Origin of the sequence: Paenibacillus odorifer (assembly GCF_000758725.1) — a bacterium.
Classification (GTDB): Bacteria; Bacillota; Bacilli; order Paenibacillales; family Paenibacillaceae; genus Paenibacillus_AQ; species Paenibacillus_AQ odorifer.
Window position 1 is genome coordinate 2,126,724 of record NZ_CP009428.1, and the last position, 16,636, is coordinate 2,143,359.

12 protein-coding genes are annotated in these 16,636 nt (G+C 49.3%); 5 read left to right on the forward strand and 7 right to left on the reverse strand.

Translation table 11 applies throughout. The annotated features are described in order from the left end of the window. Positions 1 to 75: 75 nt before the first annotated feature. From PODO_RS08940 to PODO_RS08955, 4 genes are all read right to left on the reverse strand, one after another. A complete protein-coding gene (locus PODO_RS08940) occupies positions 76 to 1,605 on the reverse strand; it encodes a DUF3502 domain-containing protein (protein WP_038569637.1) in 1,530 nt (509 codons plus the stop codon). A 140-nt stretch (positions 1,606 to 1,745) separates the two neighbouring features. After that, positions 1,746 to 2,630, reverse strand: coding sequence for a carbohydrate ABC transporter permease (locus PODO_RS08945; protein WP_038569639.1), 885 nt, complete (start codon positions 2,628 to 2,630; stop codon positions 1,746 to 1,748). 12 nt (positions 2,631 to 2,642) lie between these two features. After that, a complete protein-coding gene (locus PODO_RS08950) occupies positions 2,643 to 3,623 on the reverse strand; it encodes an ABC transporter permease (protein WP_051491306.1) in 981 nt (326 codons plus the stop codon). Between the two features lie 319 nt (positions 3,624 to 3,942). Then, positions 3,943 to 6,186, reverse strand: coding sequence for an AraC family transcriptional regulator (locus tag PODO_RS08955; RefSeq protein WP_038569641.1), 2,244 nt, complete (start codon positions 6,184 to 6,186; stop codon positions 3,943 to 3,945). Positions 6,187 to 6,388: 202 nt separating this feature from the next. Here PODO_RS08955 and PODO_RS08960 point away from each other — a divergent pair, with 202 nt between their 5' ends. Then, positions 6,389 to 7,954: a glycoside hydrolase family 43 protein gene (locus PODO_RS08960; protein ID WP_038569642.1), complete on the forward strand. Its 1,566-nt coding sequence runs from the start codon at positions 6,389 to 6,391 to the stop codon at positions 7,952 to 7,954. Between the two features lie 19 nt (positions 7,955 to 7,973). Continuing rightward, positions 7,974 to 9,428, forward strand: a complete 1,455-nt coding sequence (locus PODO_RS08965; protein WP_038569644.1) for a glycoside hydrolase family 28 protein — start codon at positions 7,974 to 7,976, stop codon at positions 9,426 to 9,428. Between the two features lie 6 nt (positions 9,429 to 9,434). On the opposite strand, the gene PODO_RS08970 is transcribed toward PODO_RS08965, so the two are convergent. After that, entirely contained in the window at positions 9,435 to 10,316 is an 882-nt protein-coding gene (locus tag PODO_RS08970; protein ID WP_038569646.1) for a helix-turn-helix transcriptional regulator, read from the reverse strand. Positions 10,317 to 10,389: 73 nt separating this feature from the next. Between PODO_RS08970 and PODO_RS08975 the strand changes: the two genes are divergently transcribed. From PODO_RS08975 to PODO_RS08985, 3 genes are read left to right on the forward strand one after another with little or no spacing between them, the layout of a single operon-like run. Further along, complete coding sequence (locus PODO_RS08975) at positions 10,390 to 11,280, forward strand: pectinesterase family protein (protein ID WP_036683998.1); 891 nt, start codon at positions 10,390 to 10,392, stop codon at positions 11,278 to 11,280. Between the two features lie 38 nt (positions 11,281 to 11,318). Continuing rightward, positions 11,319 to 12,320: an alpha/beta hydrolase family protein gene (locus PODO_RS08980; RefSeq protein WP_244886449.1), complete on the forward strand. Its 1,002-nt coding sequence runs from the start codon at positions 11,319 to 11,321 to the stop codon at positions 12,318 to 12,320. Between the two features lie 47 nt (positions 12,321 to 12,367). Beyond that, on the forward strand, positions 12,368 to 13,495 hold the full coding sequence (locus PODO_RS08985; protein WP_038569650.1) for a glycoside hydrolase family 88/105 protein: 1,128 nt from the start codon (positions 12,368 to 12,370) through the stop codon (positions 13,493 to 13,495). Positions 13,496 to 13,562: 67 nt separating this feature from the next. On the opposite strand, the gene PODO_RS08990 is transcribed toward PODO_RS08985, so the two are convergent. Together PODO_RS08990 and PODO_RS08995 are read right to left on the reverse strand one after the other, a co-directional pair. Continuing rightward, entirely contained in the window at positions 13,563 to 13,883 is a 321-nt protein-coding gene (locus PODO_RS08990) for a cupin domain-containing protein (protein WP_036683993.1), read from the reverse strand. A 26-nt stretch (positions 13,884 to 13,909) separates the two neighbouring features. After that, on the reverse strand, positions 13,910 to 16,450 hold the full coding sequence (locus tag PODO_RS08995) for a heparinase II/III domain-containing protein (protein WP_038569652.1): 2,541 nt from the start codon (positions 16,448 to 16,450) through the stop codon (positions 13,910 to 13,912). Positions 16,451 to 16,636 lie beyond the last annotated feature (186 nt).

Consider the following 16,636-nt stretch of genomic DNA (forward strand, 5'->3'; position numbering starts at 1 on the left):
CAACAAAGAAGCGTGCCCCCATTAAGGAGCACGCTTCTTTGTTGACCGGTATGATAATTGCCGCGGCGGTGCTTACTACTGCTTGGCGTACCATTCGGAAAATTGTTTCTGGTATTCAGCGATATATTTGTCTATTCCCGCTGCTTTTAGTCTGTCTAGCGCTTTGGGAAAGGCGGTGTCATAATCACTGAAGCCGCTGCCGATCGGAGCGAGGTATTCAGTGAATACGCCGTTCAGCTTCGTTTCTTCATTCTTGACGGGTGTATTGTCAAAGTTGAAGCCGGCACCTTTGGAAATGATGGCTCCATCGTCCCAAGCTTTATATTCTGCAATAAACTCATCCGGTACCGTGTTATCGAAACGCATGAAGTTTTTGTTCATCAGCAGCCAGTCAGGGATCAGCGAATCAGTGGTTATTTTGGTCAAACGCCCGTTTTCATCCAGCGTATAGTCTGTTCCTTCTATCCCGTAGGCGAACAAGTCGTACAGCTCCTGGTTTTTTTGCAGCAGATTGAAGAACATGACGTAACGTTCAGGGTCTTTAGCTGCGGTGGAGACGAAAAAGGCGGTGCTGTAAGTGCCGCGGCTGATTTTTGGACGGCCGCTGCCGAGGAAATAGTTGACCAGTTTGGCATCAGGCACTGCTTGTGAGATGGTTGCCGCACCTTCGAATGGGCGTGCCGCTGTGCCGGCCCAGAACATCGCTTTACCGGAGTTCCAGTCAGACTGCAGCTGCGGAACATTGGTGGCGGCATATTTCGGAATGATTCCTTTTTCATACCAGCCGTGCATAAGGTTCGCATAACTCTTGAACTCTTCGGTTTCAAACCAGCTAATAATTTTATCATCCTTCACAGACTCATCCAGGGCAATAAAATCATTTTGCCAATAGAGGTTTTTGTCCGTGTAATCATATTGTAGGAGTCTGCGTGCATCGGTGTTGGCGTACCCGATCAGTTCGGGATGAATGGCATGGACCTTATCATAGAACTGCTCTAGTTCCCCCAGTGAAGTGACCTGTGTCATCCCGGCTTCTTCAAGCAAATCCTGTCTGACTAGCGCACTGTAGAATTCCGCAGAATTCGGTTTGTTGCCGACGGGGATCGCATACTGCTTGCCTTCCAGCTGAAAGGCTTTGAAGGAGGCCTCGTCCACATTTTTACTCAAATCAGCTGCTGCATCGGCATACGGAGTGAGGTCGGCATAAAGCCCCTTTGCCACAGATTTTACCATGTAATTGGCATCTGTATAGGTTGCGAAGTCTTCTCCCGTAGACAGCATTAAGTCAGTTTTGCCGCCGCCATATTCGGTCCAAGGAAGAAACTGAAATTCAACCTCAGCATTGATTTCTTTCTTAATAGTGTCGTAGAACGATGTCTTCGCTAGTTCCTTCATCCGGTTGGACTCATCCCCGTACAGCACAATTTTCAATTTGGCAGGAGTCAAGGCGCTGCCGTCATTACTACCGCTATCCGTAGAGGAAGAGGTACCTTCATTTCCAGTCCCAGAACTAGGGGGAGCGCTTTCATTGTTGCCCTGAGCACAGCCACTTACCAAGAACACCGCAGCTAGGAGCAAACTTAACCAACCTTTTTTCTTTTTCATGATGAACCCTCCTGTAATAGAATCATAATGTTTGAGGCATCTATTGCAAAGGCCGTGCTCCCTTAAGTCCCATTGTACATCAAGAAGTAGGGGAGCATAAACCCGGTGCAACCGAACATAATTTGGTATCTTTGCTGGAATTATCCTTTGACCGAACCTACAATAATACCTTTGACAAAAAAACGCTGGAGAAAAGGATATAATATGGCGATTGGCAAAACGGTCAGACAGGTCATTGCCATTTTGGCTGTCTCCAGTGGCGGTGCGATGATAGCTCCACCAACTTGAGCAGCATTGCCGGAAGCCAGGAACTGAATGTTCGCCATCATGTTATACATCAAATATTGGATCGTATAGAGATCCTGATCGGATACCAGCATTAGTGGCAAATAGAAGTCATTCCAGAATTGCAGTGCGTAAAAGAGCGAGATGGTGACCAGTCCGACGCGGCCCAGCGGAATCATAATGCTGAAGAAGATGCGCAGATGTCCGGCACCATCGATTTGCGCAGATTCCACGATTTCATGCGGGATGCTACGGAAATAGTTAGCCATGAGAAACATCAGAAAGACGCTTAGCACATAAGGGATGAACAGACCGATGAGCGTATCGCCCAAATGATAATATTTGGTGCTAAGCAGATACCATGGCAGCGTTCCTCCGCTGAACAGCATTGTAAAATAGGCGAAGAAGGCGAAGAAATTTTTGAGCCGGAAGCTTTTAACGGAAATAACATAAGCGTAAGCGGTGGTCACCAATACGGCCGACACGGTACCCAGCACCGTAACGATCACCGACATGGAATACGCCCGCAGAATCTGCTGTGCCTTCGAGCCAAACAGGAATTCATAGGTTTCAAAGGTAAAGCCTCTGGGCCAGAACGAATAGCCTTCCGCGGCGATTCTGGATTCGGTAGATAATGAGCCGGATACTGCCAGAATAAACGGCGCTAGACAGATTACTGAAAATACGGCAATACAGATGTAAAAGAAAATGAGCAGGCCTTTGTTTTCGGTAGTTTGCATCTTATCAGTCTCCTAAAATAGTTTGCTGTCTTTGTCATACCAGCCGGCTAATTTGTTGGCCACCAGCACCAGGATGAAACCAAAGACGGATTGATAGAGCGTGATGGCTGAAGCAAAGCCGAATTCTCCGGAACGGATGGCTGTGCGGTATACATACACATCGATAATGTCGGTAGTCGGCAGAAGCAACGGATTCAGGAACGTTACCCCCATAATCATACTGAGATCGCCTTTTAGCATGCCCCCGATGCCCAGCAGCGTCATCAGAATGATCGACGGAATCAGCATTGGCACCGTAATTTTGGTGATAATCTGCCATCTGGAGGCACCATCGATTCTTGCAGCTTCATAATAGGAAGTGTCGATGCCTTGCAGCACCGCATAATAGATAATGGCGCCGTAACCAGCGCTTTTCCAGATATTCGCTAGCACGAGAATGATTACGAACAGCCAAGGGCTGGAATACCAGTCAACCTGAGAGAAGCCGAATGTCTGGAGCAACTGGTTCATAATGCCTTTGTCGTAATCCAGCAGGGAGAACAGAATGGCTCCGATAATAATCCAGGAAATAAAATACGGGAAAAACATGACGCTCTGCGTGATTTTGATAAACCATTTGCTGCGCAGCTCATTTAGAATAATGGCGATGGCCACTGAAAAAAACGTGCCGGTTAGCATATACAGCGCATTTAACATCACCGTGTTGCGTGTAGCCCTAAGAGAATCTTCCATACTAGAGAAGAAAAACTCGAAATTAGAGAAGCCGGCCCACGGGCTGCCGAAGATTCCGTCGTTGAAGTTGTAATTTTTAAAGACGAGAATCAGACCACTCATCGGCAGATAAGCAAAAAGAATTAGAATGACGATTCCCGGAAGAGCGAGCAAATAAAGCGAGCTGTCCTTCCTTAGGGATTTACGGAAGCTCTTGGCTTTAGCCGTCCTGATTCCCGGACTTGGCATTCCTTGTGTCTCCGATGTAGCCTCTTGCATCATTAACAGTCCACTCCTTTATACTAGCGTTGTCATTTCCGTCCCTTGTTTAGGAGAACGCTTTACATGAAAATCATAAATCCACCCGGAATGTAAACGCTATCATAATAAACGGAAAAAAGTTAAAAAAAGCGGAAAAGGACGGCTTAAAAAAACGAAAAAAACAGAACTTTTTTGTTTTTTAGGTGCTAAAAAGCCTGATTTAAAGGGAAATCTCATAGTATATGCGACGCGAGGGATTATTCATAGAAAGTCAAAAAGGGGATGTCTCCGGCTATGAAAATGCTGCCGGGACATCCCCTAGTTTCTTACTTTTAGCGGGTCAATCAGGAAGATTCTGTTTCTGCAGAATATGATTCATTCTCCATTTGGAAGGTGTAACCCCATAACGCTTTTTGAACTGGGTTGTAAAATAGGTGCTGCTGTTGTAGCCCACTTTCTCGGCAATTTCCCGGATATCCAAGCCAAGCTCAGTGACTAATAACATCTGCGCCTGCTCCAGACGCAGCAGGTTAACGAAATCGGGAAAGCTGCAGTTTACTTCGTCGGCAATAAGTCTACTGAGATAAGCGGGACTTAGCGATAGCTTGTCAGCAAGGGCATTAAGGGAGAGCCTGGAGTCATCATAATGATCTCTGATATAACAAATGGCTTCACCAGCAATGCTCTTGGTCTGTACAGCACTCATGCTGGCAATGCGCTCGTGGGCGGTATAACAGCTGTCTACAATCCAATTCCATAGCTTGTCATAGCTTTGGATCTGCCAGATATGCTGGTAATTATCTAGAAAGCCGGAATGCTGGACGTCTGCATTAAGCTCAGCCGTGCGACTGAGCTCAAAGACCAGTCTCGATAAAGCGATGGTGGCAGGCTCGACGCGGTAACTGCAGGCTACTGCCAGCAATCTCTCCACTGCCTGCGGAATATGGTTCGAGAGTTCCGTCTGCTTAACGGCTTGCAGTACCGGTTCAAGGGCACTGTCGGGCATTGGGCTGCTGTTCAGATGGATCGTATCATCGGCAAAGATGATATTCTGCTGCACATGAAATTTAATATATTGCAGACTGTCTGCAGCCTCATTGTATTTAGCCCTTAGTAGGTTTAAATCATCCGTCAGCCCGCTGATTCCGAGGACGCAGCAGGATCCGGAAAGCTGCAGCTGAGCCGCGAATTCTTCCCATTTACCGCGGTACAAAGCGTAATCGCCGAAGCTGCCGCTGTGAAGCTCGCTCAGAATCAGCACAGCAGTGCCCTGATGCGGGCGGAAGGATTGAATGGCTGCAAGTTCACAGAAGGCATGTTCAATCTGCTGTATGTTTTCTTCAAAGGTATGCCGGAAGTCGGAGTCTTCAGGTTGATCGGGCTCCAGAGCGGTCAGCACGCATACACAATATGCTCTCCCAGCAGCGGCTATACTCATCAGGGGTGTCCTGCTGTTCTCCGGTGTTCTCTGCGGGGAAAGCAGCCACCGCATCAAGGCGCTATCATCGCTTTCTTTTTTTAGCTGCTCCAGCTTAACGCCAATCTGTTCGAGCTCCTGGCTTACGGTATCGAAATCGCCACCGGTTTTCAGCGCTTCTTCATTGCCAGATAGATGAGCGATATTGCCGAACAGCCGGCCGATTGGCTTATACATCCGCCGCGAGATCAGGTTGGCGGTTATAGATGCGGCGGCAATCAAGGCCAAGCATAGGCCAGTCATCAGATTGCGGGCATTGGAGATATCACGGATGCTATCCTTGTAGGAAGTCTCCGACACAAACCACAGCTTGTCCGCTGCAGAATATACATAGGTAATCAGCTGTGGCTCTGCACCTCCCCTATAGACAAAAGAGCCTCTTTCAGAGGTGGATGACACCACCTGCTTTAACATGCCCTCTTCCAGAGGGATGTCAGATAATGCACTGTGCATGAGCACCGATGCTTTTCCGTCAAGCACAGCGTAACGGGTGGTTTCGCCTTCTTTTTGCGTAAACAGATTATTCTGCAGCTTTCCCAGATTGACGGTCAGCGCTACCGCACCATTATATTCGCTATCCGCAAATGCCCGGTCATTATAGAACACGGTGAGCAGGGTAATGGGGGCACCGTTATTCAAGGTTGCTTCCCACAGAAACGGTGATTCAACAATAATGTTATCCCGCATTCTCGAGAACAGCTCCAGCTTGGATTCAGGGCTTAGCGGAAGGTTTTCGAACATGGCAACAGGCTCATCCACTCCCATGATGTAGGCATTCTCCATATATTGGTTCACAACCAATGCTCCGCGGATTTGGCTTAGGGCACTGTACAACTGGTCGCTCCAGCTGGTATCGCCATTCATCATGAGCGCGTTGATGTTTGGATTCCTATAGAAGTCCATAGCGTAGTTCTGGACGATCTCTTCATAGTTTGTAAAAACGGTTTCAGTATTCACCAGTACATTTTGGTTCGCCTTGTTGACATTATCTATCGTAATATTCCGGTACCAATAAAAGATCACTACAGCCAGTACTAGAATACAGCAAACTGAAATCGCGGTTAGGCTCATAAAAAAGCGGGAGTACAATTTCTTTCTTTTTCCCAAGCTGCTCACCCCTTCAGGTAAATCCTATTACACCCATTCTAGAGGGAAAGGCTATTCGCTGACAAGGAGTGAAATATGGGCAATATAGCATGAAAGTATAAAAATGAAGAAATAGAACATAGAAAATACAAGAAAGTTAAACTTATACGAACTATAATTGGTGGTGCTTACATTTGAATTGTTTTGAGGAGGATTACTTTTAATGAGAACATTCCGCAATCCAGTGCTGCCGGGATTTTATCCTGACCCTTCCGCTATCCGTGTTGGTGAAGATTATTATCTTGTGACTTCAAGCTTTGAATTTTTCCCAGGCGTTCCTATCTTCCACAGCAAGGATCTGGTCAATTGGCGCCAGCTTGGCCATGTACTGGACCGCCCGTCCCAGCTCAATCTGGATCACTCGATTCCCTCCATGGGCATTTGGGCACCGACGCTCCGCTATCATGAGGGAGTTTTCTATATGATTACTACTTTTATTGACAATGACAAGAACCAGCATAATTTTTATGTAACAACAACCGATCCGGCCGGAGACTGGTCTGACCCTGTATGGCTGGAGGATGCACCCGGTATTGACTCCTCTTTGTTCTTCGATGAAGACGGCAAGGTGTATTATACCGGCAACCGTGTTCCGCCGGAAGGGCAGGATTATCCGAAGCATATGGATATCTGGCTGCAGGAGATTGATCTCAGCCAAGGGAAGCTAATCGGTCCGAAGCATAGTATTTGGCAAGGCGCACTCAAGGTAGCTCATGCGCAAGAGGGACCGCATATTTATAAGATCGGCGCTTGGTATTACGTGCTGATTGCCGAGGGCGGAACCGGGCATACTCATGCGATTACGATTGCCAGAAGCAAGAGTGTGACAGGTCCTTATGAGGGCCATAAAGCCAATCCGATTCTGACGCATCGCCATCTTGGCAGAGCGTATCCTATTGTTAATGTGGGTCATGGAGAGCTAGTGGAGACTCAGCATGGTGACTGGTGGATGTTCTGCTTGGCTTCACGAACCAGCGGTGGTTATTACCGCAATCTGGGACGTGAAACCTTCCTGACACCGGTAATCTGGGAGAACGAATGGCCTGTGGTCAATCCCGGCAAAGGGGTGCTGGAATTTGAGACGGAGGCTCCGGATTTGCCGGAGACAAAATGGCCGGAATTGCCTGCGCGCGATGAGTTTATAGGTTATGAGCTGGCACCGATCTGGAATTTCCTGCGGACACCGCGGGGTGAATTCTGGAGTCTCACCGACAAGCCTGGAGTTCTGCGGCTTCGCCTGAAGCCAGAACGGCTCTCGGAGATCACCAATCCATCTTATATCGGTAGACGCCAGCAGCATTTGAGCTTCAGAGCGGCGACGGACATGACGTTTAGTCCCGCTGCAGAAGGGGAAGTGGCTGGTCTTGTTCTCCTCCAAAATGCGGATCACCACTTCCGTTATGAACTGGGGCTGGAGGCAGGCGAACGCGTATTACAGCTGATTCATCGGATGGGGGGCAGCGAGCAGCTGCTGGCGTCAGTGCCATATCCACAGGATCAGGTACAGCTTAAGGTGGAAGCCAGAGGACAAGAGTACAGCTTCTATTACAGACCTTCTGAAGCCGCCAAGTGGACAGCCTTCTGCGAACGGACGGATGGCAGAGTGCTCAGCACCGATCTGGCCGGAGGGTTCACAGGAGCATACATCGGGATGTACACAAGCTCTCAAGGTGCAAAGAGCGAAAGCTATGCTGATTTCGACTGGTTTAGCTATGAAGGACTTGAGTAATAGGAGGAGGTGAAATTCAATGAGCAGCAATCTTGTAACCAATACGTATCCGATTCCCGAGCTTCCCCAGATTCCCGAGCGGACTTTTACAATCACGGATTATGGGGCGGAAGAGGGTGGATTAACGCTATGTACCTCTGCTATTCAGGCTGCACTGGACGCCTGCGCTGCAGCGGGAGGCGGAAAGGTTGTTATTCCCGCTGGTATCTGGCGCACAGGACCTCTTACTTTGCATAGTCGAATTAATCTGTATGTAGACAAGGGAGCATTGGTGCAGTTTGATCCTGATCATACCTTGTATCCGCTACTTTCTTCCCATTATGAGGGGAATGCCGGCTGGCGCTGTCAGGCTCCGCTCGATGGAGAAGGCTTAAGCGATGTGGCAATAACCGGTGAGGGAATATTCGACGGCAGCGGTGAAGGCTGGCGTCCAGTGAAGCGGTTTAAGATGACCGAGAAGCAATGGGAGCGTTTGATCGAATCTGGAGGAGTACTTGATCCCCAGGGCGAAGTATGGTGGCCTTCCCGGGAAGCCATGGAAGGTGAGGACTTCTGCCGGAAGCTGTGGGACAAGGGAGAAACTAGTATGGAGGCTTATCTGCCTGCTCGTACGTATCTGCGTCCGACGTTACTTAGCCTGCGCAACTGCCGGCGTGTGCTGCTGGAAGGGCCGACCTTCCAGAATTCACCTGCTTGGTGTCTTCATCCCATTGGTTGCGAACAGATTACCGTACGAAATGTTCAGGTACGTAATCCTTGGTATTCGCAGAACGGGGATGGCCTTGATTTGGAATCCTGCACGCATGCTCTAGTTGAGCACAGCAGCTTTGATGTGGGTGATGACGCCATCTGTCTCAAATCAGGCAAGGATGAGGAAGGCCGTAAGTGGGGAATGCCCTGCCAGTATATTACCATCCGGAATTGCACGGTATATCACGGACATGGAGGCGTTGTGATCGGCAGCGAGATGTCCGGAGGTGTACATGCAGTTCGAGTTAGTGACTGCCTGTTCATCGGCACGGACATCGGCCTGCGGTTCAAAAGCACCCGGGGAAGAGGCGGTGTGGTGGAGGATATTGTAATGGAGAATATCAACATGACCGGCATCATCCACGAGGCTGTATCCTTTCATATGTTCTATGCAGGGGTTGAAGGATCGGAAGGGTATGACGAGCAGTTATTTTCGGTTACAGAGGAAACTCCGCAATTTCGGAAGATTACCCTGAAGAACATTGTGTGCCATGGTGCGGCAACCGCTCTACTGGTTAACGGGCTGCCGGAGATGCCGCTTGCTGATCTAACCATTGAAAAATTCCACGCAGTGAGTGACCGGGGAATTGTGCTGCGGCATGCTACGGGGCTTAAGCTGGATCGTATCCGGTTGCAGACTTCGGAAATGCCGAAGATAACAGCGCATAGATGCAGCCACGTCACGCTCACTAATTCCGAAGATTTGACGATCACAGAGAGATAAAAAATTCTATGGATGATGGAAATCCGTCTTGAACTTCCGTGGGTGTGACCTTGCTTCTTTTCGGTATTGGAGCGGGGTCAGACCGGTTGATTTTTTGAATGTTTTATTGAAATGGGAAAGATGTTCAAATCCGACAGCGGAGGCGATCTCCTGGATTTTGCCTGTAGATCCGACAAGCAGGCGTTCGGCTTCCCTTACACGGACATGAACGATGTATTCCCGAAAGTGAAAACCCGTCAATCGGTGAAATACCCGGCTCAAGTATGAAGGACTAATGTAAAAATTACTTGCAGTTTCTTCCAGAGTAAGGGCCTCACGGTAGTGATCACGGATATAGGTGGCTACATCAGTTACTAGATGATGGAGCGGATGTTTCGTCCCTCCAGCTTGTGAGATACTCTCTGAACGCTGAAGGAGAATCATCAGCTCGGCGAATAAAGCGATTACGCTGGTTTCGTAATACGGTCGCTGTAACCGGCATTCTTCCAGCATCCGGTTCATTAGGATTTCCGCTTCGTCCTGCTCGCGCAGGGTCAGCTTGAACAAGCGGTACCCGCGGTCATGAAACCAGATGGCTTCATTCTGCAGGGAAGGCGGTAGAAGAGCAGGATCATAGTTGATCAGAATCCGCTCGAACTCGGCTACTTCCGAGCTTGCTGTGGAATGAAGCTCCCGGCCGGAGATAAGAATAAGCTCACCCTTATGAACCGTAATGACTCGGTCGTCCACAAAGTATACCCGCTCCCCTTGTATCAGATAGTACAGCTCGGCTAAGTCATGGCTGTGGGGACGTGGCATAGCAGTGATGCCTTTACGTTTCATATGTTGGATGCTGTAGCGGTCTTCTTCAATATGATATTTGTGATTGGGGCTAGTCAGGCTAGTCATAATTCTCCTCTTCTCTTACGAAGCGTTACGGTTATTATAGAATAAACTCAGGTTGATAGGAAAGGAGCCGCAGATGTTAATTACAGTCTCTAAGAGTGTCGACGAAGGATTCAGTAGTCTACAGGCAGCGTTGGATTCAATTCCACAGGAACACAAGGAAGAAGTGACGATCCGTATCAAACCCGGCATTTACGAGGAAAAAATTACAGTGAAACAGGGAACGCCTCCGGTTCTGCTATTGGGGGAAGACACGAATTCCACCATCATTACCTGGTCAGACAACGCCCATACTTTAGGTCCGGACGGAGAGCCGCTTGGTACGTTCAAATCCGGCACCTTGAATGTATTCGCTGAGCATTTCACGGCTGAAAATCTGACCATTCGAAATGCATCAGGTCCCGGCACTGGCCAGGCGGTGGCTGCTTTTGTTGATGCTGGTCATGCTGTATTCCGGCGTGTACGCCTGCTGGGTGATCAGGATACTTTGTATACAGGGCAAGGGAAGCAATATTATAACGAATGCTACATTGAAGGCGATGTGGATTATATTTTTGGCGCGGCTACGGCTTTGTTTGAACGTTGCCGGCTGCATAACAAGCGTTCCAGAGGATATATTACAGCCGCATCAACGCCTGAAGACGCATCGTTTGGTTATGTATTCCTCGATTGTGAAATTACTGGCGGTCAAGGTGTAAGTGAAGTGTATCTTGGCCGACCTTGGCGCCCTTATGCACATGTGGCTTTTATCCGCACCGTCATGGACAGTTCGATTATCGGGGAAGGCTGGCATAATTGGGGACAGCCGGACAGGGAGGAAACTAGCCGCTATGAAGAATATGGCAGCAGTGGACCGGGAGCTAATCCCGAAGCCAGAGCTGCATGGTCGCGGCAGCTGATTCCACAGGAAGCTGCGGAGTATAGGGTGCTGTCCGTGCTTGATGGCTGGCATCCTGAAGGATATTAAGGGAAGGAGCACTTCGGATGGAGCCTCTGGAACAATACATGAAAGAACTATCTGGTTCAGCTCAACGCAACTCGGCTTTCAGCAAAGATATACCCTTTCAGCAATGGCGCGATGAGCTTACCGCAGCATTTACGGAGCGATTAGGTGGCTTTCCAGAAATAGCTGAGGAGCTGCAACCGGTTCTGCTGGAACGTACAGTCTGCTCCGGGTATACCCGTGAACGTATAGAGATAACTACCTATGAAGGGTTGCGCATGCCGCTGTATCTTTTGATCCCGGATCAGCCGTTCTCTACCCCTGCCCCTGCCGTTCTTGCCATTCATGGACATGGCTATGGAAGCCGGGAGATCGTAGGCTTGAATCCGGACGGATCGGATCGGCAGGGAGATCCCGGGCTGCACAAGGACTTCGCTGTTTCACTGGTAAAACAGGGTTTTGTAGTGGCAGCTCCGGAGCTGTTCGGCTTTGGCGACAGACGACTGGAAGAAGACCTAACAAGCGGGGAGCCTGGACGTAATTCCTGCTTCCGCCTGTCATCAGCATTGTTGATGGTTGGGAAGACGATGGCCGGCTACCGTATCTACGAAACCATGCGGGCACTGGATTATTTGCAGACAAGAAAAGAGGTTGAGAGCGAACGGATTGGAATTATGGGTATTTCCGGTGGAGGACTGGTAGCTGGCTTCACAGCTGCACTTGACGAACGAATCGCTTGTGCGGTCGTAAGCGGGTATGCCAATACTTTCGTGGACAGTATTCTGACACGCAATCATTGCCTTGACAATTATATTCCAGGGATTTTGCTGGAAGCGGAGATGCCTGATCTACTGGGCCTCATTGCCCCACGTGGCCTGTTCCTCGAATCGGGAGATGCCGATCATCTGTTTGGCCCGCGCGGAACAAAATTTGCTTTAACCCAGTTGCAGACGATTTACAGGTCGGCGAATCATATCGGACAGGTAGAGGCGGACTTCTTCACCGGAGGTCATGAGATTCATGGTGAACCAGCCTTTGCCTGGCTGCGCAAGCAGCTCACCTGAGCATAAGATTAGACTTCATATGGATGACAAACGAAGGAGGAATAAGGATGTCTATAACTGAAGCAACAACCGTTCGCTTGTCCAGTAAAATTGCGAATACGATTCTTAGAGGGTGCAACAAGCAGGGAGAGCATGAATATGTGCTGGAAAGATGGGCGTATGTTCCGGGCATGTTGCTGATGGCAATGGCCCGGGCGGGTGTTCAGCTCCACCAGTCTGAGTATGTCTCCTTTATGGAGCGGCATATGGACACATTTATTGGAGATGATGGTTCCATCCGTACCTACAGGCTGGAAGAATATAATCTGGACCAGATTAACGAGGGGAAAAACCTGTTCCTGCTATACCAGAAAACCGGAGAAAAACGGTATGCTGAAGCAGCCCATTTGCTGGCCGCACAGCTTATTGGACATCCCCGCACCTCCGAAGGGGGATTCTGGCATAAGAAGGTATACCCTTTCCAGATGTGGCTGGACGGGCTGTACATGGCATCGCCATTCCTAGCGGAATACGGCAAGGTCTTTCAACGACCTGAACTGATTGACGAAGCGGCGCATCAGCTGCTGCTGGTTGAGCGACGGACCCGTGATCCACGGACCGGCCTGCTCTATCATGGCTGGGATGAATCCAAAGAGCAGGAATGGGCTGACTCGTCTACCGGATTGTCCTCTCATTTCTGGAGTCGGGCGATGGGATGGTATGCGATGGCTGTGGTTGATTGCCTGGAGCATTTTCCGCTCACTCATCCGCAGCGGGGGACGATCATTGGCATTTTCCAGCGGATGTGCGGCGCGCTTCTGGAGGTTCAAGACAAGGAGACTGGCCTCTGGTACCAGGTGTTAGATCAAGCGGGGAGAAAAGGCAATTATCTTGAAGCTTCCGGCTCGTGCATGTTTGTTTATGCGATGGCTAAGGGACTAAGATTAGGTTATCTGGAACCCTCTTTTATAGAGGCGATGTTGCAAGGATATGAAGGCATTCTGACGCATTTGACTGAAGAGGATGAACAAGGTGTTCACTTGCACCAGATTTGTCATGGAGCGGGTCTGAGCAAAGACCGTAATGGCTCATACGATTACTATATCTCTGAGGACGTACTGTCGGATGTGCCTATGGGCGTCGCTCCATTGTTATTAGCATCACTTGAAGTGGAACGGTACCAAGCTGAAAAATAACAGAAGCCCAATCATTCCCTAAGAAATGGAATGATTGGGCCTTTTTTTGCTGCCAGATATATATTTATTAGCGTTTCAGCAGATCCTCGCGGATTGGTGTAAAGACATCGAGCAGCGCGGAGTCTGCTTCCAATGCGGTTACACCGTGCTTTGCATCTGGCGGTATGGCAATACTTTGCCCCGCGGTTACCTTATGCTTCTCGCCGTCAATACGAAATTCAAAGCTTCCACGCAGACAGTAGCTCATCTGCTCGTGAGGATGGCTATGCTCATAGCCCTCGGCTCCCTTTTCGAAATGAACCTCCATCATCATCAGACTGGCTGCAGCATTCAAGATACAGCGTTTAACTCCCGGTTCTGCTGGTTCCCATACTCCAAGATTGCTCATGTTCTAATCTTCCTCCTTCTATATAGTTATCGGGGCATGGCGATGTGAATTTTGCCTGCCTCAATTCTTAATTGGGTTGGTTCAGGTTGCCCGGACGTTGACTCAGGTTCCCCGAGCAGCCTAAGCGGTCCGAGACCCGGAACAGTAACAAGGCGTTCCTCCTTGGTGCCGTTGATGGCGGCGATAAACCATTTTCCATCCGTACGGGATATCCTGTACAAGCGTACTCCTTCGACAGCCTCTTCATAATCAAGCTGTTCAAGCTGTAGTGAAGGAGCATCTTCTGTCCGGGGATGAAGCAGAATGACGTAGTCGCTTGTACCACCATAAACACGGAAATGTTGCTGCTCTGCCAGCGGATAATTCCCGGCTACAGCGCCTTCTCCCATTGTAATCACTGGAAGTTCTGGCTCGGCGATATAAGCGCTTAGGTGCTTGCCGTTCAGGCAAGCTGCATCAATGGATTGCTCCATTATACTTGCATCAGTACTGAGTGTATGCAGATTCCAGACGCTGTTCGATGCTCCCTCGATTCGATCCCATATCAAGTAGACGTTAAAGCCTGCTTTAATGAATAAGAAATTCCGCTCATATTCCCTGGCGTTAGCATCTGGAATAAGACTGCTGGCATGATCTAACTCTTCTGAGAAGCGTACTTCCTTGCAAGTGCTTTGCAGTGGCCCATTGGCAAAATTTCCGAATGAATCGGTAAATTGGACAACATTATGAGCTGCGCTGGATACATACCAATGCCGATCCCCGTTATAATAACCTCCCGTTCCAGAATCAAGGGTTACTGGAACACCATCTGCCCAGATGGAGAAGTGCCCTTCATCGTGATGAGCGTGATAAGTCAGCGGTGAAGCCTCGTAGATTGCATAATGCTGAAGGTTCTGTTCTCCGTTGCGGAAGATGACATAACCGATATCGGGATAATGTACGGAGTCGAGTGCAGGCCTTTGTTCTGCTAAATCGGGCTGTGGATATAACAGCGCGACCAGAGGCAGAGGAAATGCGCCACTATCCTCAATCGGTTCTCCGCCGTGCTTCCACGTCCAGAGCATTTCCCCGGCAAGCTGGGGGTCTTCGTCCATATAGAATGGGGCAGCGTATCCAAGCAGGCGAAACCATTGTTCCTGCACATTGGCATCGCCGACCGCTGGTGTAAGCAGGATGGGGGAGCCAGAAGAGCCTCCTTGAATAATATCGGGTGCAGTCACTGTGCCGATTAGGAAACGGTACACGCCCTTTACCTTTTCATGCTTGAAATAATCAATGCCCTTCAAACGCTTTAATAGGACGAAGAAGAGAAAATAGCGATGCAATACTGCGCCATGGTAACGAATATTTTCTGGCCACGCGCCGTCTGAATCCACCACTTCTGCCAGCTGCCAGTTGATGACAGAGAGGGCATGATCAAGATATGCCTCACTTTGTTTTTCATTGGGAAAGAGGAGGGCATATACACCCAGTCCGGTTGCCCGGTCGGCATTCCAATTACTGCGTTTTCCTCCCTTTTCATCTGGAAAGGTCTCCAGATCAAACCGGTAGTAGTGGGTATCCATCATCATGTCTGCGATATACCGGAAATGAGCGAGAAGTTCAGTTTCTTCACCAGTGAGGAATACACTGCTGCCAGCAATCTGATCGTAGATTACCGAAGCAGCAGCGAGCCCCCTCCCGATATGCACCGCGCCGTAAGTATCATCGTCATGCCAGCCGTCTCTACGGAAAATATCCATGCCTACCCGCATATCGGCAAGCATGTACTGGAGCTTTTGCTTGGCTCGAACCGCAAATTCACTTTCACCCGTGATCATATACATATTGGCGTCCGCTCCCGTAGCCTCCAGCAGGTAGGCCCAATTGGTAAGCGTCGGCCGATTAAAAAGCGGGGAGAGCAGCTCAGTTCCTAACGGCTGCCCCGCAGCATTTAGAAAATGGACCCCGATGCAGATTCCTTCGTCTAGAGGAACTTCCAGACTGAGTGCTGTCTGCACGCTGTAATGATCTCCTTCGTATACAGGTATGGTCTCTCCATAATGAAGGATTGTCAATCCCTTCACTTCCTCATTACTGATGCAGATACATTGCAAATCGTCTGCCAGACTAGCGCCAGATGGAGTCACACCAGATGGCTGAAGACCCTGCTGCCAGCTGGCCAATTTCTCTAGATATACTTTGCTTCCGTTTTCTCGGTCCTGACTCCACCCCAGCATCCCAGATTCTAGACCGCCATTCGCTAGTTCAACCGGCAAGCCAAGCTGCGAATGAGTCAGACGCAAGCCCCCGATGCGTGCCGTGCCCTTTCCCCGAATCTGTACAGAAAGCTTCAGGAAGGCCGTACTGGGAGGGGTTTTAAAAACAAAGGGTTCTACCCGGAACACGCCGAGTTTATGGAGTGGCGCAGCAGCTTCTCGGCTGGCAAATTGTTCAGATAGCTGCCGTTGTCTTTCGTACTCTTGCCGGACCTTGGGAAGCTGTTCGATTCTAAGGCGTATGCCCTCCAGCTCTCCTTCGGTATAACATCCGAAGGGGCGTGTACAGCCACCATATGCTGAAATCATCGGTAGTTCTAACCTCCTTTTAAACTTGTCATATTTCGTGGGTGAGCTTTCTCTTAATTAGTATAAACGTGGCTTTACGAAGGGCGGGATAGATAAACAAATGAAGGAAAGGGGACAAAGCAACTGAAAAAGTGAAATTCTCCCCCAAGCGCAGTCGCTTTCTCCCTAACCGTTACGAACGGATAG